The sequence below is a fragment of the Pseudoalteromonas sp. APC 3224 genome (genome assembly GCF_030407535.1).
Classification (GTDB): Bacteria; Pseudomonadota; Gammaproteobacteria; order Enterobacterales; family Alteromonadaceae; genus Pseudoalteromonas.
This window is the reverse complement of the sequence record NZ_JASDDF010000005.1, coordinates 26,205-47,739: the sequence shown is the minus strand read 5'-3', so window position 1 is coordinate 47,739 and position 21,535 is coordinate 26,205. Positions and strand designations below refer to the sequence as shown.

The window sequence follows — 21,535 nt, the reverse complement described above, 5'->3', positions numbered from 1 at the left end:
ATGACCACTAAATATTGGCTAATAGTCAGTAGGTTAATCATATCTAGTCAGCATTTATGCCAGAACGTAAGCAAAGAAAATGTGACTTCAGAGCAAATTCAAGCCCTGCACAACGAAATGCTAAAACTAATTCACCGCGCATATCATCAGTTAAAAAAAGCTAAAGGCCCTGTGTTTGCTAAGTCAACATTAATACCAGTTGCCATATTCTTGGACGAATGGATATTAACCACTTTATTTACCAGCGCGCCTAATAGATGGCCGTTATTACAATCTAAATGTTTCAAAATTAAGCATGGTGGTGTTTTGCTATATCAGCTATTAGACAAGTACCTAGCGCAGCCTAGTTGCTCAAACTTTACTTTAGAAATTTATTATTTTGTTGTTAAAAGCGGATTTAAAGGTGCACTGTACAGCAACGAAAAAAAGCGGAATAACTACTTGAAAATACTAACGAAAAAACTAAGCTGAAAAATGACTAATACAGATGGCATACCAGGCTCGCTGGCGACAGAAGTTACTAATTTAGTATCGATTATCGCCCGTGAATTAAAACCAAGATTAAACAATAACCAGTGGCAAACCACTCGGGTATTACTGCAATCGATCTTAAACCAAAGCCATTCCTCAATGTATCAATATTACGAAGCCCAACAAGGCTCAAAGGAAATTGAAGTGCTACTGACGGAAATTCAAAAAGAGCTAGATTTACTAGAAGATTATTTAACCACGTGCCTCATGCAAAAGGCGTAAGTAGAGTTTCATTGTGTCACATTCAGATCATGACTTAGAGCAAGCCATTAGAACTAACCTTGCTCAATTTGAACTGTTAGCCTTAATACGATTGTTAACGTTTCACGGCTACAGACAAATTTGGTTTAAAAGTTCTGACCAACTTGTATCGGAGACTCAGCTGTTAACAGACATAAGGTTTACAGTTACAGAACAAGATCAAGAATCTTTGGTAATACTATCGTTAAACATGGGCATGTTAAGCCCTCAAGGTCCTTTACCTAGCTACTTTTTAAAACTTAGAGATTCGCTATTAATCAATGATAGAGCCTTTACCCAATACATTGACTTTTTTGATCACATTCTTATTTCAAACTTGGTTAAGCAACTGTTTCCCGAGTTGAGTTCATATTACGGCATACCTTGGCCTAGGTGGCAGCGAGACAGCCTTTTTCAAACCAACTTAAAAGCGATCCGCAATGTGCAAATGATCTTCGATGCTGTTTTTCCTGAATATCTCGTATCTACAGGTTGGGAAGTTAAAGCTAGCTGGCAATCGAGTGGGGCTGAATTGGGGGCGTTCAAAATTGGCAAAACAGTGGGCTTAGGAGGCGCAGCAAAAACAAAGTTAGGCTGGTTAAAAGTCGTGCTAACCGGGCCAAATAATTCAGTTTGTGTTACCGAATTATATCATCGTTTAAAACGAGTCGTTTTACCGCTTTTTAATGCGCTATCGATTCCACTAGAGGTTTTTATTCAAGGAAGGGTAACACCATTGCAATTGGCTAGAGATGAAAAATCGCCTAGCCCACATTCGCTTTTGGGGTTTCACCCATTAGAAAAACCTCAAATTAATGGCCAATTGTGCCTGTTTTCCGCAAATACTCATAGTAAGCGAGCACACGATGAATAATGAATTTACAGAACAAATTAAAGCAGTGCAGGGTACTACCTATTCAATAATTACTCAGTCTTTAAACGTAGAATACCAGTACACGCCCGACTTTAGAAAAATAGTAATAGATTTATTTGATGCCGTTGGCAATGGCAATTTGGACTATGCCCATGAAACTAGCAAAGCCTTGCTACAAGCAGGCTGTTCAGACTTAAGAGTCTGCATTGTATATATTTATAGCAGTGACTTATGGCTAACAGAGTTTGGCCTTCAGGAGCTTATCGCAATTCTAGATAGTTGGGTAACTGAAAAGCCGACTGAACTAGTCGGCCCGAAATTGAATGAGTTGTTTGCCGACTTTTTTGACCGACATGTATATTGGTTATTCAAGAAAATGTTGCAGAAAATTAAACGAATGATTGAAAAGCAACAAGAGCAATGGCGTCAGTTCTTGCTACTTTTTAATCAAGAGTCGTGGCTAATGAACGTAAACCTTATAAGAGATTTTGCACTTAAATTAGACCTGTTACTGCAAGAGTCACAGTGCAATGCTTTTAAAGTTGTTAACGAGCTTTCTGGAGTATTGTCAGCTGTAGAGATAAACACTCAACCAGACCAATGTATTGACCACGAATTGGAACAACAAGATGAAAACGAGTTAATTCCTGAACAAGAAGTTAAAATTAATAACGGCGTAAGTAATGCTAAAGAACATAACATAGACTCATCTTCATCTTCTTATCACCTTATTGAGCTGCAACAAAAATTAGCCTTTTTTCAGGACCTATTGGCGGACTCAGAGCTTACAAAAGCGAGTATTGTGGCATCGGACATTGAAGAAATATTGGCGAACTTCGACCCTAAACTTTACTTTCCTGAGCTGTTTAAGGGATTTGTACAATGCAGAGCACAGTTTATAACTGAGTTTCAACAGGCTGAAATGCTTTTACAAAGTCATGACAGCAAAGCTTTATTCGATTTATACCAAGTCGACCGAAATGCATTTAAGGCATTATCACTAGACGATGAAGTTCCTCAATACAGTCATGGACAAAAGCCCATGTGGGAGAACTAATGTTTAAACAAAGTATCACGAGCCGGTTGACGCTAACTATAGGCGAAGAAGAATTTGTCGTAGAAGGTGGAAATATTAAGTACTGCAAACTGGATTTGAAAATCGATGGTTTTAACGGCGAAGTTGGCTTTTTTACATCCAATGAAGTCAAAGAAGACAAGCTTATCAACAGCATTGTTTCACCAAGCCTCATTAAAATAGAGCTAACATTAGCCCAAGAAACATTTTCCAAAGCTGAAACCGCAGAAAAAATAACATTAAATGCTTTGGTCTCTGAACGTTCATTAGAAGAAAAGCAATACATAGATGTTGAAGGAAACAAGGTTCTCTATCGCTATTATGTTTGCCAATTTATGGATCCAGCACAATTCGTTTGGTTACAGCATTTCCCAACATCCCTCTATGTGAAAAAAAGTGTAGAACAAGCTATTAAAGAGCAGGTGACAGACTTAATTTCGCTGAATATCGATTGGCCTGAAGCTGAGAGCGAACTTCCTTTTGTCTGCTTGGGGTTAGGTGCATTACAGATCTCGTTTTATCAATTTTTACTCTGGTACATACAGCAAAATGGAGCTTACTTAATTTACGACTACGAAAAAAATGAATACAAAATTAGTAACAGTAAATCAGAGCCAAAAACCGAAGTCATGCTCGCTCCAACACAGATAGAAAGTGCCAAAGTGTTATTGGCAAGGCCAACAATTCAGAGCACAAACCTGTTAAATGGCGATGTTAATCTAGCGAGCACAGACTCACTTTATCAATGCAATGATGTATCAGTAGTAAATTTTGATCGACTGACCATAGACTCGATAAAACAGGACGCTGAACACAGTAAAAACAAAGAAAACCGATTTCTTAAGCCTCGTAACTCAGAGCTCTCTTTAAAACTAAAAGAGTGGCCATTGCAGGCTTTAGAACCAGGCTGCAAGCTAACGCTAAAAAATCCGGATTGGAACGCTAACATGCTCAGCACCAACCAATCTTTCCGGCTTTACTCCAGTTCCATAGAGCTATGCTCACTCACACCTTCTCCAATGGAAGATCTGCATCAGAGTCACAGCAGTTATGAATGCACCATAGCTCATAAAGCAGAAGAACTAACTGATGTACACCGAGAAAGGGCACCTGATCTCATCAAGCCAATCACGGTACAAGGTGAAATAGTCTCTGAGCCAGGGGAAGAACAAGATAAAACGTTTCAATACAAACAAGATGAAAATACCAAGCAATTGTTTTATCGAGTCAAAATACCGGTCTGGGATGACCAAGAGGTCCTGATTCGTTATAAGCCGAATTTTATGCCTCCACACTTTTACTTTCCGCTTTACAAAGGAACGCAAGTTGAGCTTGAAATATCACTTTTTGAAGCACGGATCACTCGGGTTCTAGACTGGGGCGCAAGAGTATTCCTAGAGCAAGGTAATCAAGGAAATCATCTGATCTTTGGCAAAAACGAACAAGATGAAACCCGCTTAAAGTATGACTATCAAGATGACAAACCTGTGCTGAGCCTAGAGAGAATAAAAGATAAAGACACTGAGTTGGTACAACTCGAAGAAGGCAAAATTATATTTCGAACTCAGGAGCAAGATTAATGACTAGAAAGGTTAGAGCATGAAGGAACAACAAATAGCTCAAAAGTATAGGTTGGAACAATGTCGTTAGTTGTAACTATGGGAGCTGCACTGCAATGTAATTTTGGCGTAGCGCCATCAAGCTTAATCGTCACTCCAGAAAATAAAGTCGTTCAAACAATGCCCGTGGCCACGATAATGGACCATATCCCTTTTAAAAATATATTGCCTTTTGGCATGTGTACGTCATTAGCTAACCCAACTGTTGCATCAGCAACAGCCGCAGCGTTAGGAGTACTGACACCTATGCCTTGTATTCCCATGACGACTACTCCTTGGCTACCAGGTTCAGTCACTGTTTTAACGGGTAATAAACCAACACTTAACAACAGCTGTAAGCTGATATGTAACTGGGGCGGCTGCATTAATGTAGTAAGCCCAGGACAAATTCCTGTAGTGGTGAAATAGTAAATTTGGTTAATGTATTGCCCATGTAAAATCATGGGTTAATGCGTTTAGTAACTATGCTTTGAAAAACTTCAATAGTGAACAAACAGCCTTGTTAAGAGAGTACTGATAACTCTGTTGAATACCGTTTGATTTATAACTGGTTCCCGCTCTTCGTTTTACGGGCTGATTGAAGCGGTTTTATGACCAAGGTACGTCTATTGGGCGGATTGCTGAGCGTATAAAAATACAGCTATTTGGGCTCTATAAATTATAAATAAACAAAAGGACAATAATGAGTACTATATGCATTAACTGTGGGGAGGTGTACATTGCCTTACCAATAAATAATAGGTGTACAAGAGACGGATGCGGAGGTTTTTTATCAGGTGTACTTAAAGTAGATAACGACAAAAAGCACGGGCTACCTTGGAGTAATAATACCTTGCAAAGGACAGCATCACAAATTTTTGCTGAAGAGCAAAAAGAAGCATTCGAAGAATTTGTGGGTGATGAAGATTTAGATACTGCTCCCGTAATAGCAGCATCTGAAGCAATGCTTTTAGAAGACTTAGCTGCAGAGATAGCTAACGAACAAAAAGAATTTGAAAAGGAAAAGTTGAAAAAAAAGATAAACAAGAAATTGACAGGTCGTGATAAACAGGGCGCATATATTTCTGCAAAACAAGCTATAGCGAAAGGGGAGTTTTCGGTGGCGCAAAAGTCAAAAGGCAATGTTCTACTACAAAAAATCCAAAGAGCGCAGGCTAAATACAGAAGAGCTTGTTATGAGCGTAACCTCCCCCCCCTTATTGCTGGAAGCCACAGACGGAATAGTATCAACTTCGAAACCTCCACTCTATTGGCTGACCAACAAGTAAAAGACGCCGAACGTCCCATCTTAGGAAAGGCAAGTCCTATAGAAAAAGCGAAGTTGGATAGGATTATCAAAGTTGCTGTAATGTCCACTCATGGCCAAAACGACGATACTATGGTCATGGGATACCAACAGCGAGTAAAAGAAGCAATTAACAGTAAAAAGTTTGCGGGCAATTATGTTGCGACTATGACGATCGGAGATGATATAGAGCAAAATAAAGGGAAACAACTTATAACATGGATGGAACGTACATTGGAGGGGCGCGCACGACCGGATGTTATCGTGTTGCTAGAAGGACATGTTACGGATGAAAGTCAGCCCACAACTCTAATACTGAATACAAGATACACAAGGAAAGATTCTCCTTGGCATATACAAGGTGATAAAACACATCATTTGCAAAATATAACGGCTTGGGTACGAGTCGGTATAGATCAAGCTGTAGACGTTGAAATAAAAAAGATCAACTTGAGCTATGGTGAATCAACATATATGGCAGTAATAACACACAAAATCGGGAATGAGCGATACTATGAACTTGTTTGCCATCTTCCAAACGATCATGCAAATAAATATAAAACTTCTTCTATAGAAGATTGGTACGAAGCTAATATAAGTTCTATTTCAAATTCACTGTCAGGGAGTGACTCGAGCAGGATCATAAATGTGATGGGTGATACAAACTTAGATACTCTTTACGATAAAGTATACAGTCCTGCAATGACTTTAGGTGGTGGAATAATGGAGGAAACATTTGATTTAGCATTACCGAGTAGCTCAACTACCGAGTCAAAATTCATGAGACAAATGTGCAACCCCAAAACTGATTGGAATAATAGTGTTATGAGGTTACACCGTGGTTCGTACTTGAATCATGTTCCGGTGAGAGATGGAAAAGGAATGAAAGTAGACTGGGGTACTGACCATCCAAGTTTCATAAGTTATACAAGCGTGTATAACTTATGATCATATTTGTAAGAGTTGTACACAAATAGACTCTATTACTCAATTAAACTCTAACAAAATGACCCTGAGCAGAAAGGTCATTCAAATTCAAACTTCAGCAATTCATATACAAGCTATTAAACATCAGCAAAATCTCTCATCGCAACAGTGTGATGACCCTTATTCATAATCTACTCGTCGTATGAGGCAATCATGTGTAAAGAAAAAGAACACCTATTTTTCAGCCAAGGTCCTAATTTGCTGGAAAACTCATCAGCATACTGGCAGCAATTGAAGTCGCAATTTCTTGCTCATAGGTATCGAGCTGGCGCTGACCTTCAGCAGTACTTCCTAAGGATAAATGAACAAGTTTTTAATTACTTAGACTACAAGCCTGGTGAAATCGCTGCACTGCCATTCTACAAAAAGCCAGGTGCATACATTAACCAATTTAAATGTGATGCGGTCAGGCAATTAGGACAATTAGGAATACAATACGGCGGTGATGGCGCTGGTATCGTATTAGACAAAGTAGTAGGAACTACGGTTTCTTTATTGAACCCAACGAATATGGCAAGGGCACTAGCGAACCCCGATTTGGCGTGGCGATATATGCAGCAATTTGGTACAGGTATAGAAGAGGTGTATCAGGCCATTGATCGCCAAAAGCCGATTAGCTCAATGTTCAATTTAGCGTGGTTATCAGCCAGAAAAGCAAAAGAAACAGGTCAACGACTCAGTCATAGATGGGATAACCAGCTACATACAGATGCTTCCTATTTTAGACCTTTACAACGCTTAGAAGATAAGTCAAAACACTTCGCAACTGGCGTAGTGGATGTCGTTACCGACAACCTTGCTGAAGTAGTAGGGAAGGTGCTAATTGGTACTGCTATATACCGGACTGGAGCAAGAAAAATTAATACGTTTCAAGGCGTTAAGCACTGGGAAAGTAAAAAAATTTATCGCACTGTGTTCCCTGGCCACTTTGCTCATGTAGGGCGATTTGTACTTCTAAAACCACTGATGAGAATGACCAGAAACCCAGGTACATTCGTCGTATTAACTGGCTACTATCTACTTTCCAATATTGGCCAAAACATACAAGCACACAACACTCTTAAGAGCAGTGACCCTGAACTTTTTGCGCTATTAGAAGAGTATGGCATCGACATGTTAGGTGCATCACGTAATCTCGATTTGAGTATTGCACTGCAAGAGGCAAAACATAGACACTAGACACTTTAATCGTTTGTTGCGCCTTTTTTATCTACCTCTTAACAACTTTATTATTTAGGAAACAATATGAATAGTGCACAAGTAGGCTCTATTACTTTATTTAATTTAACGAACAAAAAACTGATGGTGTATGTCAATTCGAATGATTTTTCTAGTGCTCTACCAGTAATGGAGTCTCGCTCTATAGTTCTAGTTCAAAGCCTTCCATCTCCTGTACCAGAAGACTCACAAATAACGTATGGCTACCATCCAATAGGGCGTACATTTTTACGTTCGTCTAATGCGCAGGCTGGGTATTTTCACCAAGGTCTAAATAGAGTGAGAGTACAAGAGCCATCAGGACTAAACATCAGAACCTTTGATTTTGAGTTGGGGGATAGCGAGGGCCAATCACTGGAAAGTTCAGCTACGGTTGTGATCAGTAACGATGCCTTTGTGATCACAGGCCCTGATGGCAAAACTTGGCCATGTAGGCAAACTAAACAGGAGCCAGAAGAGACATTACCTTAATCAACCAAACTGTGTTCAACATAGGCAGACTACCTCAAGGTCAGCGCTCTAACTCTTTTCACTCAAACAAAAACAACTATTTATCTCTTAACCGGTGCAACCAACAGGAAGCACTATCAAACCATGTCCGTAATTTACGGAAAAACTAAAAAGGAAAACGTTATGTCTGTAGAAACAAGACAAACAAATAAATCAGTTGGCTCAATTACTATGGTTAATTTAACCGGCAATGAATTGGAAGTATGGGTAAATTCTTCCAGAACTTCTCATATCATCCCTAAAATGCGCATCGATCACTCAGAGTACAGAGAGCATCATCCATCACCAGTAGTAGCTAAAGACGGAGCTGAGTTTGTTGGGGTAAAACCAGCCACAGAAGTATTTTTACGCGCTATCGAAAAAAGAGCAGGCTACTTTCACAACAACTACCAAGATGATGCCGATGACTATAACGTCGTAAAAATTGATGTCAGTGGTAACGAAGTGACGTATAAATTCAAAATTAACGGAGAAGGCAACCAAGTGTTAAAAAATTCGGCCGTGCTTACTATCACTCGCTCTTCTTTTACCGTTGCTGCGCCTGACGGTGAAATTTGGTACCAATCATTCAGCTCACACAGTAAGCAAGAAAAGACTGCTTAATAAAACCAAGTATAAAGAGAATATGGAGGGGCTTACTCGTAGGCACCATCAAAAAACAAGCAACTCAAATTAGAGCTCGCTTAATTCCCTAAATTGCTGATTTAAAATCAGATAACCCATATATGCTGCAATACTTAAGCAGCAGTTAAAAGGAAAAATTATAATGACAAATCTATCGGATAAGTCTGTTGGCACTATGACTATGGTTAACTTAACTGGCAACGAACTAGAAGTTTGGGTCAACTCTAATCGCTTGTCACATCTAATCCCCGAAATGAAACAAGGCGCAATCACGTATCAAGAGAAAGATTCATCGCCGGTTACAAAACCGGAAGATGGCAGCTTAGTGGGCTTCGAGCCTGTGACGAAAACATTTTTACGCGCATTGGAAATTCGCCCTGGTTATTTTCATAACGGGACTAACGTAATAAAAGTAGACAGAGGTGGTGTGCCTAAAACTTATACTTTTGACATTAGCGGCCAAGATAATCAAGTACTGAGTAACTCTACAACCATCACGATCACTCGATCTTCTTTTATCGTTGCAGCGCCAAATGGCACAATTTGGTATCAGTCTCCGGAAGAAGGCACAAACCAGAAAAAAAATGACACTAACAAGGGGTAGTTAATAATTGCACAAAGGGCTTTCAAAATACGAAAGCCCTAATTTTAGCGCTGTATAGAGGAGCTTATGCTGGTCGGTTCAATTAGTCTGATAAATTTAACATGCTCAGACGTTTATATTTATTTAAACCATAATAATCCACATAAAGCATTGCATATTCTGCCAATGGAAATTACAGGTTTAACTCAAAGTAATAAACCTAATTCGCCGCTCGAACAAGAATTGATAAAACCTTATGGGATACATTTATTACGCTCTGCAGACCATTTTTCCCATATCAACTTATTTAATAGATCTAACCAGCTAATCATTGAATTTGATGGCATTTATTATCGATACGTAATCCCCATTTGCCCAGTTTTATACGCGATTGAACTACCTATGGTGATGGCTTTACACCCTCAATTTATTAGTTTGGAAACCGTGACCGGGCGATTGGTTTGGCAGGTAAGGCACTCAGATTTAATGAAGCCTATAAAGCTATTCGATTCGGTCAATTCGGTTCATCCAAAAGACAACATTTAACAACAGGAACAAAAATAATGTGTGTAAAAAAAATTGAATCTCTTTTTAATAGAATTAGAAAAAATAAAAACTCATATTAAGGACGAAGAGATGGTAGTTAAAAATCTTCTTAGTCAAAAAAATGCAAATACTATTGGAGCAACTATAAATGCAGGCAGTAAAGTAGGGCAAATTGCCTCAGGGGCTTACACTTTTTACAAAGGTTATAATAAACAGATTCAAAAAGAGACGTACAAGGGTCTTATGTGGTCAGGTGCCGTAGGTGGTCTTCCTGCTATACTTACGGCAGGGATAGGGATTTATAGCCACCAAGATAAAGTGAAGGTAAACCAGAAATATACGCTCTTGATCAATAATCTGGAAAAAGCATTTAACTCATTGCCTGAACCAATGGTATTTTTACAGGAACTTAACAACTACCAACCCGAGAAGGCCAATTTTGCCGATACTTCAGATAAAGCTCTGTTAGTTTCTAAATACAGTAGTCTATGGTCTATCACCAATTCTAGTCTTAAACAAATAGAACGACTGAATGAGCAAATTAACGATAATTTACATAAGCAAATTAGGTGCTTTGCTACAATAAGTAGGATTTTTGAGGGGGACGGGGCTAAGACTATTGATATGGCAATGGCTTGTCGAACTTGGATACTCGATAACTTGGTATACGAGCTATTAGACGATGAAAAGAAAGCTATTACAATAGATAGTATTAAAAATAAAATTACTATATTCAATCTTATGGTTACGAGAAAAAAAGCGGTGGAATTAGGTAAGCAACAACGCAACGATAACCCCTTTAATGAAATCGACACAGAAAGTAATTTACAGTCTTTAAACGCAAAACCGCGTAAACAAGGGACAAAATTCTGCCTGCAACAACGCGACCTTAAACAAGACTTCCAAGTTATACACATTGAACGCTCCCAACAAAACCAAACCAGACCATCTGACTCTTAATATTAAAGAATAAACTGCCCCTCAAATTAGCGTTTATCCCAACAACAAATTCCTTTATGACAGAACGTGTAACACACAGATTATTTGAAGAGCTCAAATCAATGGTGATGTATGCATCGGGCGCGGGCTCAGCTGTACCTCCCGAAATTATTGCTTTCGTCTATGTCATTGAGAACAAGCTGGCGGCTGAAACAGAAAGGGACAAAGTACAGCTCAATACTCAAGAACTTCACCAAATAGCTCAATTTCACAGCCAAATGGCGGATATGCTGGCACCCGCCAAGCCAAAATCCATTTACATGATCCAACAAAAAGCACATGGCATATTTCGCTTTTTAGGGCCAGTAAGCTTAGTAAGGCAGCTCAGTGTATTGTCCTTGTTTTTTCTGCTTTCAACTGTCTTGTTAGCCTTATCAGAAGAAGTAAACAGAGTGTCACTAAACCAGGGGGTATTTGAGTCTTCCGGGGTAACACTACTATTTAATCTACTCTTCTTGTTGTCTTGTGCTGGTTTAGGCGCGGCTTTTTCCTGTTTAAATCAACTGTTTTATTACATAAATAATACGACCTACGATCCCAAGTTTAACGTTACTTATTGGATCAAAATACTTATGGGGTTAATGAGCGGGCTAATACTCTGTGAACTTGTTTCTTTCGAACCCATACCCAACGGTGCTGAACAATCCTTGGTTGACTTAGATAAGCCTTTAATAGCGCTGTTGGGGGGCTTTAGCTCAGACTTGCTGTATCACATCTTTGCCAGGATATTACAAGAGATCCAAAGACTCTTTGGCAAAGCAGAACCAAAACAAACATCTCTGAGCCAGATGACTTTGATGAATTCAAGGAAAAGCCCAGCTTCACAAAATACGTCACCAACTCCAAGTGTTGGAGCTGAAGTACACGTTAAACAGTTACCTAATAGCACTCCCATATCTGAAACTCCAAAGCAAAACGAAAAACTAAAAGGGCAGTTTACTTATGACGCAGAAGGTACAGAAGGTGGCCGTTATCACAGCCGTAAACTTTATGTTCCTAGCGCTGCATCAGGTTTAACTATAGGCCGGGGCTATGACTGCAAAGAAAAAAATAAAGACAAGATCACACATGATCTTTGTCAGGCGGGCATTGAGCCCCATGTAGCCAACATTATAGCCTCTGCATCGGGATTACACGGTGATGGAGCTAAGGCATTCATAACTGACAATAAGCTACAAGACTTCGAAATATCCATCGAACAACAAAAAACATTGTTTGTTAACACTTATACAGAGATGGAAAACGATGTTAAAAGAATTTGTCGTAAGCCAGATTGTGTCGCAGCTTATGGAACAGTGAATTGGCAGCAACTCAACCCACTAGTCAAAGACGTCTTAATCGATCTCAGGTATAGAGGAGATTACACACCGCAGAGCAGAAAACTAATACAGAGGTACATTGCAGATAACGACACTGATTCATTCCAGCGGGTATTGGCCATCAGACAAAATTGGATGAATGTACCAGAAGACAGGTTCAACCGAAGAAACCAACATTTAAACTAAAAGGAACAAGAATATGATAATGATTAAGCGCATATTTTTATTAATCGCACTGCTCACTTTGAGTGCTTGCCAATGGAGTAAACTCGCAGAACGTGATCCACAGGTAGAACTGTTACTTATACAAGTAAACGTGAAGATTGAAGCGCATTGGAAAAAAATACTATTGGTGCCAGCACATGAAAGAAAGTTTGCAAGGTACCAAGAAAGCTATCATCTAATAGCCAACGATTTGAATGTTTTACTGCAACTTAATAAAAGCCGCGTAGATAACCAGGAGTCGATTATCCAAATGGAAAATGTGTTAACCATGTGGCAACAAGATCTAAATAAGCACAAGCATGACAATACAGTTACAGACTTTATCGCCAAACGCAGAGAGCAACAATATCAAAGAACCATGTATGCAATTTTAAAAGGCGAGCAAGTTAAGCCTTTGGCTAGTTAAGGAGAAAATCAATGAGCCAAGCAGAAAATATCCTTCAACAAACACTAGACTTCATCACTTCTACATTTGTAGGTGATGTCGAGAACGTATCTGAATACTTAACCAAAGCAATTGAGTCTAATAAAGAATCCTTGGAACAGTTGCTCGAAGCTAGAACACAAAATCTGATATCAAAACTCGAGTTTGAATTTGAATTACAGAGAGAATTAATGGTATTCAAAACTCAGCTATTGACGACCTCGCTAATGACAAAGGCGACAATCAACAAAATATGCGACGTCGCCTTTAAACAAATAGTTAAGCTAGTGGTTAATCCGATAGCTTAATCGAGCATGCTTTGTTTCAGGGATGAGATAAAGCACTTAGCTCTTTGGATTGTTGTTGTTGTTGTTGTTGTTGTTGTTTTTGCTTCCGATATTGCAATGGTGACAGCGCAAACTCCTTCTTAAAAGCAGCAGAAAAGTTATTAGAATTACCATAGCCAACATCTTCTGATATTCGAGTAACACTTAATGTTGTCGTTTCCAGCATCAACGCCGCTTTTTGAAAGCGTTGAACTCTCAACCAGGTAAAAATGGTTGTACCCGAGTATTCCTTAAATGCATCCGATAAAGAACTTCTATTCGTAGATAGACATCTGCTCAGTTCTTCTAAACTGACCTCTTTATCAATATTATCCAACAAATAAGCCTTTGCGCGCTTCACCATGTCATATTTTCTATTCCAATTAGACTCACTACTTTTTAACAACATGAGTTTTCTCTCAGCGCTGTAATGTAATGCACTATAGACGCGAAAATATACCTCTTCAGGAACAACCGGAGATGTTAAATAATCAATCATTCCTAGTTGGTAAAGTGATTGTTTTTCAGAATAAGGGGGGATTAACAAAACTAGTATGGGTACAGCTTCAGAAAATCGCTCATCAATACTACTTTTAAGTTCTAAAAATTGAGCCAAAACTTCAGAAGGAAGTAGGTCAGAAGCATCAAAGATAAACATGTCGGGTAAAGGAGAAGGCGGAGTGAATTGAATATTGCAGAGCCTGTGATAACAAACCCTATTATTATATTTCAGGAGACTAAAAGAATGATGGTTTTCCCTAGAGAAATTAACAAGATAGATATTTTTTTAATGTTAGTATTTGGTTCATAAATATTTGCTTAAATATAAAATTAGGCGCATGCGCCGAAAAAGAGTTGATGTCTTTTAAAGGCATCAAGACTCCATAGTTATTGGCTTAAATGAATTGAAAATTAAAGAATGGCGCTCCTCCTTGAGTCTTGTTCAAAATCCATAAAAAATGTTTACGAGCAGGTTATGTAATGTGTCGAGATCGGAGTTTTTGAAAGTACACGTACAGCAAAAACTGGTGATAACAACTAGTAAGAAACTCAACTTTCACGCTTAATTTATCGCAGTAATAAAGTTGGTTCTCACAGAGCTTGTCGAAAAAACTTAATAGACTTATTCTACAATGCTCTTTAAATTTAGAGATGCGCTTTTTGTATCTATCGTTCCTTGTGTATTCGTAAAAAAACTGCATGATACGTGTCGGTATAAGTGTTTGCCTGGACTTATTGCTTGCACCAGGAACTTTCGTCAATGAGGCATATTTACCTGCGACGCCAAACCTCATTGCCTTTTTGCGTTCGTCAGGTTTTATTACTTGGCTTTTATGGAGACTTGCCACCTCCTCTTTTCTTAGACCTGTGTACCGTGCAACAAGAAAGGATAAGCAGTATTCAATTGATAAGTTGGACGTGGTTGTTTAACCCGCCACGTTTTTGATTACTTGACTTGTATTCGTTGGAATATTCCTTACAGCCTGCCATTCTCTATTTGTTATGGGGTTCAGGTTTTTGTGGCTTGAAGATAGCGCGCCGCCCTCATTGCCTCTAGACTTTCCTAAATTCAATCGCAGATCTTTTATGTGTACATCTTTACCAAGATAGGCACCAATGCTTGTGCTGTCGCCTTGATATTGTATAGAAACAACCTCATACTCAAATGGAGTTTTGTTAAACTTATAACCATTTCTGATTTGGAAAGAATAAAACTTTACTACAACACCAATATATTCAGTTGCTGTAGTTCGAGCTATCGCCTGACTTGGGTCAATAGGTTCAAGCAAAGCCTTTATTTGTGCTTCACGGTATTGGTGCGTATCTTTGTCGCTTTTTCTGAACGAGAATTTACCCCTGCTAGATCTAGGTAAGTCAATCAATTCGTCGTATTCAGATTTCCATAATCGCTGTAACTCTATTAAGAATAAAAAATGCTGAACTAAGCCTTTGCTGTATTGTTCATATTCTTGTTTATCGTTATCTATGTGGTGTGCTAGTGGAAAGAGATTAGCTTGTTCAAGTGATTCGTAAGAGTCTATATCGTCTGTAGAGGTTCTACCAACCAAATTCAATAAGACAACTTTTTTAGTATGCTTTGGCTGTTGTCGAGAGTGTTTAATTGAAAATTCACTATTTTCATCAGGCGTTATTAGAAGGGTTCTATACGTGAACGGCTTTATTTCAGTTGTTTTGCTCTCGTATATGGTTGCCATGTAGTGATATTCAATTCATTAAGTATGCAGATAAAATAAAGTAAATTTTCACGTTGTCAAAAGTTTATAGTTAGAAATTAGATAAGTGACTATATAGGCAATTGTGTTTTGGATCAAGGATATACACAAGAAGCACCCAAAGCTATGAGTGTTGGTAAATCAACTGTAAGTAAATGGGTTACTCAATTAAAGTAAGAGCGTAGTGATCAGTCACCATTGGCTTCACCACGGCTCTCTTGATGTCCGACTGCCTGAACAATTCTCATTAATTGAGAAATTAAATCAACAAGAGCGTTAACTAATTAGCGTGTTGTGTAGCGTGTTTAATGAACATCGTAGCAGCTATAAGTATTGGGCCATACGGGATACAACGCCGACACAATAGCAAGTAAGGTTAGAAACTGAAGTTAAAGTTATACATGCAATGTGTGGCGGTTCAGCTGGGGCACGGATAATCGCAGCAATTGCAACGAACAACGATTTTGAGTTAAGCCGTTATCGCGCCGCTAAGCTGATGGTTAAACTAAAGTTAGAGAGCTGCCAATTACCACAACATCAACATAAACGGGATGGTAATGAGCATCTTGAAATCCTAAATTTCTAGATAGACATTTTGATATTGTTGAACCGAATACGTTATGGAGCGGCGATGTGACGTATATCTGGACAGGGAATCGATGGGCTTATCAAGCAAACAGAGTGGCTGCCAAAGGTTGGATATGAGAACTTTAAAGACGCTAAATATAGTGTGAGTTATTATATTAACGGATATTACAACAAACATTAAGCCATATCATTAGAATGCAGGTTTAGCACTACATGAATCTGAGGTTAGATGTAAAGATTCTATAACTGTGGGCAAAATTAGCTAACCACTACAGATGATGGCTCGTGTTAATCGTCCGCTGGCCAAGTTAATGGCACGGCGAAGATGTTTTTGTGTCGTATTGAACAATTCCTTACCGTCTCCTGTTACAATAATAACTGTTACAAGATTGAGTGTTACAGTTAAAATTATTGAAAGGCTAAAGTTTTATTTGTAGGCTACGGGCTTATGAAAACTTTATCCGAACGACTAAACCATGCCTTGCAGGTTACTGGGGTGACCCAGCCTGAGTTGGCTCGTCATATTGGTATCAAATAGCAGTAGATTAGCCAGACTTGCTCTGGTAAGTAGGCAAGGTCTCGTTACACTATACATATCGCGGAAGCGCTTCGTTTGAATGCTCATTTATAGGCGTTGTTAAACAAGCTATCATCGATTTTTGGTAACAAAGTAATTTGTGGTTTAGCCACAATTGTTCATGAGTTGAAGAAGCAACGATTGCAAACACTAAACTTAGTATTGGCGTTCGCTAAGACTAAATGGTAACCGATTAGAAAACCATTGATTGTTTATAGCGCCAAGATCAGCGAAAATAGTCTTCAATTACGATTAACTTAACGGATAGCATCACAAGAACTAATTTGGGTTCTTGTTGGGGTATGTTGAGCTTTAGAGGTTAGCTTGTTTTTAGCCTTAAAAGCTCAGCATACTAAAATATAAATACATCCGTATATCAACTAAAAGAACCTTTTTAATGGCAGACCAAAATCTCCTTAGCGAAATTAATAAACGCCGTACCTTTGCGATCATCTCGCATCCGGATGCGGGTAAAACCACTATCACTGAAAAAGTATTGTTATTCGGACAAGCAATTCAAAAAGCTGGAACGGTTAAAGGCCGTGGTTCTAATCAGCATGCTAAGTCGGATTGGATGGAAATGGAAAAAGAGCGTGGTATTTCTGTTACTACCTCTGTAATGCAATTTCCATATAACAATGCGTTAGTTAATTTACTTGATACCCCAGGACACGAAGACTTCTCTGAAGATACATACCGAACTTTAACCGCGGTAGATTCGTGTTTAATGGTCATTGATGCTGCTAAAGGTGTAGAAGAACGTACCCGTAAGCTAATGGAAGTAACACGCCTGCGTACCACGCCTATTGTTACCTTTATGAATAAATGTGACCGTGATATTCGCGACCCAATGGAACTACTCGACGAAGTAGAAACAGAGCTAAATATTGCCTGTGCACCTGTTACTTGGCCCATTGGCTGTGGTAAAGAGTTTAAAGGTGTTTACCATATCCATAACGAAGAGACCATTTTATATAAAACGGGTCAAGGTCACACTATTCAAGAAGTACGCAGCATTAAAGGGCTCGATAACCCTGAGCTTGACCAAGCCATTGGTGATGAACTTGCAGCGCAATTACGTGACGAGTTAGAGTTGGTTATTGGTGCATCACACGAATTTGATTTAGATCTATTCTTAGCGGGTGAGTTATCGCCTGTGTATTTTGGTACCGCACTTGGTAACTTTGGTGTAGATCATGTTTTAGATGGGTTAACTCAGTGGGCGCCAACCCCATTACCACGTGAGACTGAAGATCGCCAAGTTGTAGCCACAGAAGAAAACTTCACTGGGTTTGTATTTAAAATTCAGGCTAACATGGATCCAAAGCACCGCGACCGTATTGCCTTTATGCGTATTGTATCGGGTAAATATAGCCAAGGCATGAAAATGAATCATGTGCGTATCGGTAAACAAGTTAGTATTTCTGATGCGGTAACCTTTATGGCAGGCGATCGTGAGCGTGCGGCTGATGCTTACGCTGGTGATATCATTGGATTACACAACCACGGTACGATTCAAATTGGTGATACTTTTACCCAAGGTGAAAAAATTAAGTTTAGCGGTATTCCAAACTTCGCCCCTGAACTGTTCCGCCGAATTCGCCTGCGCGATCCATTAAAACAAAAACAGTTATTAAAAGGGTTGGTACAGCTTTCAGAAGAGGGCGCAGTACAAGTATTCAGACCATTAATTAATAATGACTTAATTGTAGGTGCGGTAGGTGTGTTGCAGTTTGATGTGGTTGTAGCGCGTTTAAAAGCTGAGTACAACGTTGATGCAATTTACGAAAGCGTTAATGTAAATACAGCCCGCTGGGTTAGCTGTGATGATGTTAAAAAGTTTGAAGAGTTTAAGCGTAAGTGCGAAAGCAACTTAGCACTCGATGGTGGCGATAATTTAACTTACATCGCGCCGAGTCGTGTAAACCTTAATTTGTCGACTGAGCGTTACCCTGAAGTGACATTTAACCACACGCGTGAAAACTAGAACTGACCAACTAGAATTAACACAAAGCCTGCTTTGGCGGGCTTACAAAGGTAAATAATATAATGAATATTCGTACTATTTTAGTAGAAAAAGCCATTGCCGCTATGACCGCCGCAGGCCTGCCAGAAGATACTAACCCAGCGGTTACGCAAAGCACACGCCCACAGTTTGGTGATTACCAAATTAACGGCGCGATGGGCGCGGCTAAAAAAATGAAAAGTAACCCACGTGAATTGGCGCAAAAAATTATTGATCAGTTAGATGTAAGCGACATTGCCGAAAAAACTGAAATTGCTGGCCCTGGTTTTATTAATATTCACTTAAAGCCTGAGTTTTTAGCACAAAGCGTACAAGCCGCTAATAACCACGCAAAACTTGCAGTAAACGAGCACCCCAAACCACAAAAAGTAGTGGTTGATTACTCATCGCCTAACCTTGCAAAAGAAATGCACGTAGGTCACTTACGCTCAACTATTATTGGTGATGCGGTAGTACGCGCACTTGAATTTAGAGGCGATACCGTTGTACGTCAAAATCACATGGGTGATTGGGGCACACAGTTTGGCATGTTGATTGCGCATTTAGAAGATCAAATTAACCAAGGCGTTGATTTAGACACTGTTGCGCTTGCTGACTTAGAAACCTTTTACCGCGATGCTAAAAAGCGTTTTGATGACGAAGAAGGCTTTGCCGATAAAGCACGTAACTACGTAGTTAAACTGCAAAGTGGCGACGCTCACTGTGAAAAACTGTGGAAACTATTTATTGCCACTTCAGTGAAGCACTCTGAAGAAGTATACAAGCGTTTAAATGTAACCCTTACGCCTGCCGATATTATGGCTGAAAGTGCTTATAACAGTGAACTTAACGATATTATTAGCCTATTAAAAGATAAAAATATTGCAGTAGAGTCGCAAGGCGCACAAGTGGTATTTTTAGATGAGCTGGCAAATAAAGACGGTGAGCCTTCAGCGTTTATCGTGCAAAAATCAGGTGGCGGCTTCTTATATGCAACCACAGATTTAGCCGCGTGTGATTACCGTTCAAACAAGTTAGGCGCTGAGCGTATTTTGATATTTGTTGATGCGCGCCAGAGCCTTCACTTTAATCAAGTGGAGCTTACTGCGCGTAAAGCTGGCTTATTACGCGATGAAACCAGTTACGAATTTTGCCCATTTGGCACCATGATGGGCGCTGATGGCAAACCATTTAAAACTCGTACAGGCGGCACGGTAAAATTAGCTGATTTACTTGAAGAGTCAATTACTCGTGCAGCAGCCAAACTCGCTGAGCGTGAATCAGATTTATCTGACGAAGATCGTAGTGAAATTGCTCGTAAAGTGGGTATTGGCGCGGTTAAATACGCAGATCTTTCTAAGCACCGTACCAGCGATTACATTTTCAACTGGGACAGCATGCTAAGTTTTGAGGGCGCAACAGCCCCTTATTTACAATATGCTTATACGCGTGTTCGCAGTATTTTCCGTAAGTCAGGCGTTGATGCTGCAAGCTTAAAAGCCGATGTAAGTATTATTGAGCCGCAAGAGAAAACCCTCGCGCTTAAATTATTGCAGTTAGAAGAAGTCCTTGATCTGATGATCAATGAAGCCACACCGCACGTATTGTGTGGTTACTTATACGAACTAGCTAGTCTATACATGACATTCTATGAAGCTTGCCCAGTACTTAAAGAGGGCGTAGAGCCAAGTGTTCGTGATAGCCGTTTAGTGTTGTGTAATTTAGTGGCAGATACGCTGAAAACAGGATTAGATCTACTAGGTATCGAAGTCATGGAGCAAATGTAATCACCGTCGTATTTTAATCTAATACTGCGTTGTCCACTCGACTGACCCTAATCACATACAACTACGTATGCTCATAGGGATAAGTCGAGTGTCCGCCTTATCTTAGACTAAACTACTTAGGTGAGCGTCTGCTGCGTGTAGTTCGCTTTAGCTGCGTTGGTCAAACTATTTAGCCTAAGTCACATACAAACCGTATGCTCCTTGGTATAAATAGTTTTACCGCCTTGCTAGCACTCCTACACTTGCAGATAATTTTATATTGACACTGTTCGGAATGTTCACCAATTTTATAGCTGATAGCTTTTAAAGAAGGATTTGATATGAAACTCGAAGATATTCGTCGTGAATACCTGCAAGATGCGCTTAGTGAAGACAACTTGCTTGATGATCCGTTTAAGCAGTTTGAAACGTGGCTTGAGCATGCTGTTGGTAGTAATTTGCCTGATCCTACAGCTATGGTGGTCGCTACGGTCGATGAAACAGGTCAGCCTTCACAGCGTATTGTGTTGCTAAAACATTTAGATGATAACGGTTTTGTGTTTTTTACCAATACCGGTTCACGTAAAGCGCAAGAACTAAAAGGCAATAACAAAATTTCCTTGCACTTTCCATGGCACCCTATGGAGCGCCAAGTAATTGTGTATGGTGAAGCGCAGCCATTACCTACATCGGCTGTTGCTAAATACTTTTTATCTCGACCTAAAGAAAGTCAATTAGCCGCATGGGCGTCGCAACAAAGCCGTCCAATTTCGTCGCGTAAAGTGCTAATGGAAACCTTTACCAACATGAAAAATAAGTTCGCTAAAGGTGAAATTCCGCTCCCTGACTTTTGGGGTGGGTATTGTGTTGTGCCGCAAAAAATCGAGTTTTGGCAAGGCGGAGCGCATCGTTTACATGATCGCTTTATGTATCAGCGTCAAGCCGACAATAGCTGGCAAATAACGCGCTTAAACCCTTAG

The 21,535-nt window shown here is 39.5% G+C and carries 21 protein-coding genes and 2 pseudogenes; 21 read left to right on the top strand and 2 right to left on the bottom strand.

Annotated features, from left to right (window positions below):
• The 16 genes from QL989_RS19170 to QL989_RS03645 all read left to right on the top strand — a co-directional run bounded on the left by QL989_RS19170 (position 1) and on the right by QL989_RS03645 (position 13,367).
• Entirely contained in the window at positions 1 to 471 is a 471-nt protein-coding gene (locus QL989_RS19170) for a DotU family type IV/VI secretion system protein (protein ID WP_356776202.1), read from the top strand.
• A 3-nt stretch (positions 472 to 474) separates the two neighbouring features.
• Positions 475 to 753: a hypothetical protein gene (locus tag QL989_RS03715; RefSeq protein ID WP_290168345.1), complete on the top strand. Its 279-nt coding sequence runs from the start codon at positions 475 to 477 to the stop codon at positions 751 to 753.
• Positions 754 to 766: 13 nt separating this feature from the next.
• A complete protein-coding gene (locus QL989_RS03710; RefSeq protein WP_290168342.1) occupies positions 767 to 1,645 on the top strand; it encodes a hypothetical protein in 879 nt (292 codons plus the stop codon).
• Entirely contained in the window at positions 1,638 to 2,702 is a 1,065-nt protein-coding gene (locus tag QL989_RS03705; protein WP_290168339.1) for a type VI secretion system protein IglI family protein, read from the top strand. Before QL989_RS03710 ends, QL989_RS03705 begins: the two co-directional genes overlap by 8 nt.
• A complete protein-coding gene (locus QL989_RS03700; protein ID WP_290168337.1) occupies positions 2,702 to 4,300 on the top strand; it encodes a hypothetical protein in 1,599 nt (532 codons plus the stop codon). The genes QL989_RS03705 and QL989_RS03700 overlap by 1 nt, the downstream gene beginning before the upstream one ends.
• Before the next feature lie 60 nt (positions 4,301 to 4,360).
• Positions 4,361 to 4,747, top strand: coding sequence for a DUF4280 domain-containing protein (locus tag QL989_RS03695; protein WP_290168335.1), 387 nt, complete (start codon positions 4,361 to 4,363; stop codon positions 4,745 to 4,747).
• Positions 4,748 to 5,021: 274 nt separating this feature from the next.
• Positions 5,022 to 6,572, top strand: coding sequence for a hypothetical protein (locus QL989_RS03690; protein ID WP_290168333.1), 1,551 nt, complete (start codon positions 5,022 to 5,024; stop codon positions 6,570 to 6,572).
• 192 nt (positions 6,573 to 6,764) lie between these two features.
• Positions 6,765 to 7,790, top strand: a complete 1,026-nt coding sequence (locus QL989_RS03685; protein WP_290168331.1) for a hypothetical protein — start codon at positions 6,765 to 6,767, stop codon at positions 7,788 to 7,790.
• Positions 7,791 to 7,856: 66 nt separating this feature from the next.
• Positions 7,857 to 8,300 (top strand): hypothetical protein, encoded by a 444-nt coding sequence (locus QL989_RS03680; RefSeq protein ID WP_290168330.1) that lies wholly within the window; start codon positions 7,857 to 7,859, stop codon positions 8,298 to 8,300.
• Between the two features lie 162 nt (positions 8,301 to 8,462).
• Positions 8,463 to 8,942, top strand: a complete 480-nt coding sequence (locus QL989_RS03675; RefSeq protein WP_290168328.1) for a hypothetical protein — start codon at positions 8,463 to 8,465, stop codon at positions 8,940 to 8,942.
• Positions 8,943 to 9,105: 163 nt separating this feature from the next.
• Entirely contained in the window at positions 9,106 to 9,567 is a 462-nt protein-coding gene (locus tag QL989_RS03670) for a hypothetical protein (RefSeq protein WP_290168326.1), read from the top strand.
• Positions 9,568 to 9,633: 66 nt separating this feature from the next.
• On the top strand, positions 9,634 to 10,092 hold the full coding sequence (locus QL989_RS03665) for a hypothetical protein (RefSeq protein WP_290168324.1): 459 nt from the start codon (positions 9,634 to 9,636) through the stop codon (positions 10,090 to 10,092).
• 90 nt (positions 10,093 to 10,182) lie between these two features.
• Positions 10,183 to 11,052 (top strand): hypothetical protein, encoded by an 870-nt coding sequence (locus tag QL989_RS03660; RefSeq protein ID WP_290168322.1) that lies wholly within the window; start codon positions 10,183 to 10,185, stop codon positions 11,050 to 11,052.
• Between the two features lie 56 nt (positions 11,053 to 11,108).
• Complete coding sequence (locus tag QL989_RS03655; RefSeq protein ID WP_290168320.1) at positions 11,109 to 12,596, top strand: hypothetical protein; 1,488 nt, start codon at positions 11,109 to 11,111, stop codon at positions 12,594 to 12,596.
• A gap of 13 nt (positions 12,597 to 12,609) precedes the next feature.
• Entirely contained in the window at positions 12,610 to 13,041 is a 432-nt protein-coding gene (locus QL989_RS03650; RefSeq protein ID WP_290168319.1) for a hypothetical protein, read from the top strand.
• Between the two features lie 11 nt (positions 13,042 to 13,052).
• Positions 13,053 to 13,367 carry a hypothetical protein gene (locus QL989_RS03645; RefSeq protein WP_290168317.1) on the top strand — a complete coding sequence of 105 codons (315 nt, stop codon included), beginning with the start codon at positions 13,053 to 13,055 and terminating at the stop codon, positions 13,365 to 13,367.
• A gap of 16 nt (positions 13,368 to 13,383) precedes the next feature.
• Here the strand turns inward: QL989_RS03645 and QL989_RS03640 are convergent, their stop codons facing one another.
• Together QL989_RS03640 and QL989_RS03635 are read right to left on the bottom strand one after the other, a co-directional pair.
• Positions 13,384 to 14,043, bottom strand: coding sequence for an AraC family transcriptional regulator (locus QL989_RS03640; RefSeq protein ID WP_290168315.1), 660 nt, complete (start codon positions 14,041 to 14,043; stop codon positions 13,384 to 13,386).
• A gap of 769 nt (positions 14,044 to 14,812) precedes the next feature.
• Complete coding sequence (locus tag QL989_RS03635) at positions 14,813 to 15,601, bottom strand: hypothetical protein (protein ID WP_290168312.1); 789 nt, start codon at positions 15,599 to 15,601, stop codon at positions 14,813 to 14,815.
• Between the two features lie 81 nt (positions 15,602 to 15,682).
• Here QL989_RS03635 and QL989_RS03630 point away from each other — a divergent pair.
• The 5 genes and pseudogenes from QL989_RS03630 (at position 15,683) to pdxH (ending at position 21,535) form a co-directional block, all read left to right on the top strand.
• Positions 15,683 to 16,473, top strand: a pseudogene (locus QL989_RS03630) (hypothetical protein).
• Positions 16,474 to 16,655: 182 nt separating this feature from the next.
• Positions 16,656 to 16,775, top strand: a pseudogene (locus QL989_RS03625) (LexA family transcriptional regulator); the annotation flags it as partial.
• A gap of 406 nt (positions 16,776 to 17,181) precedes the next feature.
• Entirely contained in the window at positions 17,182 to 18,771 is a 1,590-nt protein-coding gene (gene prfC, locus QL989_RS03620; RefSeq protein ID WP_010387708.1) for a peptide chain release factor 3, read from the top strand.
• Positions 18,772 to 18,833: 62 nt separating this feature from the next.
• Positions 18,834 to 20,576, top strand: coding sequence for an arginine--tRNA ligase (gene argS / locus QL989_RS03615; RefSeq protein ID WP_290168308.1), 1,743 nt, complete (start codon positions 18,834 to 18,836; stop codon positions 20,574 to 20,576).
• Positions 20,577 to 20,896: 320 nt separating this feature from the next.
• Complete coding sequence (pdxH, locus tag QL989_RS03610) at positions 20,897 to 21,535, top strand: pyridoxamine 5'-phosphate oxidase (RefSeq protein WP_198523604.1); 639 nt, start codon at positions 20,897 to 20,899, stop codon at positions 21,533 to 21,535.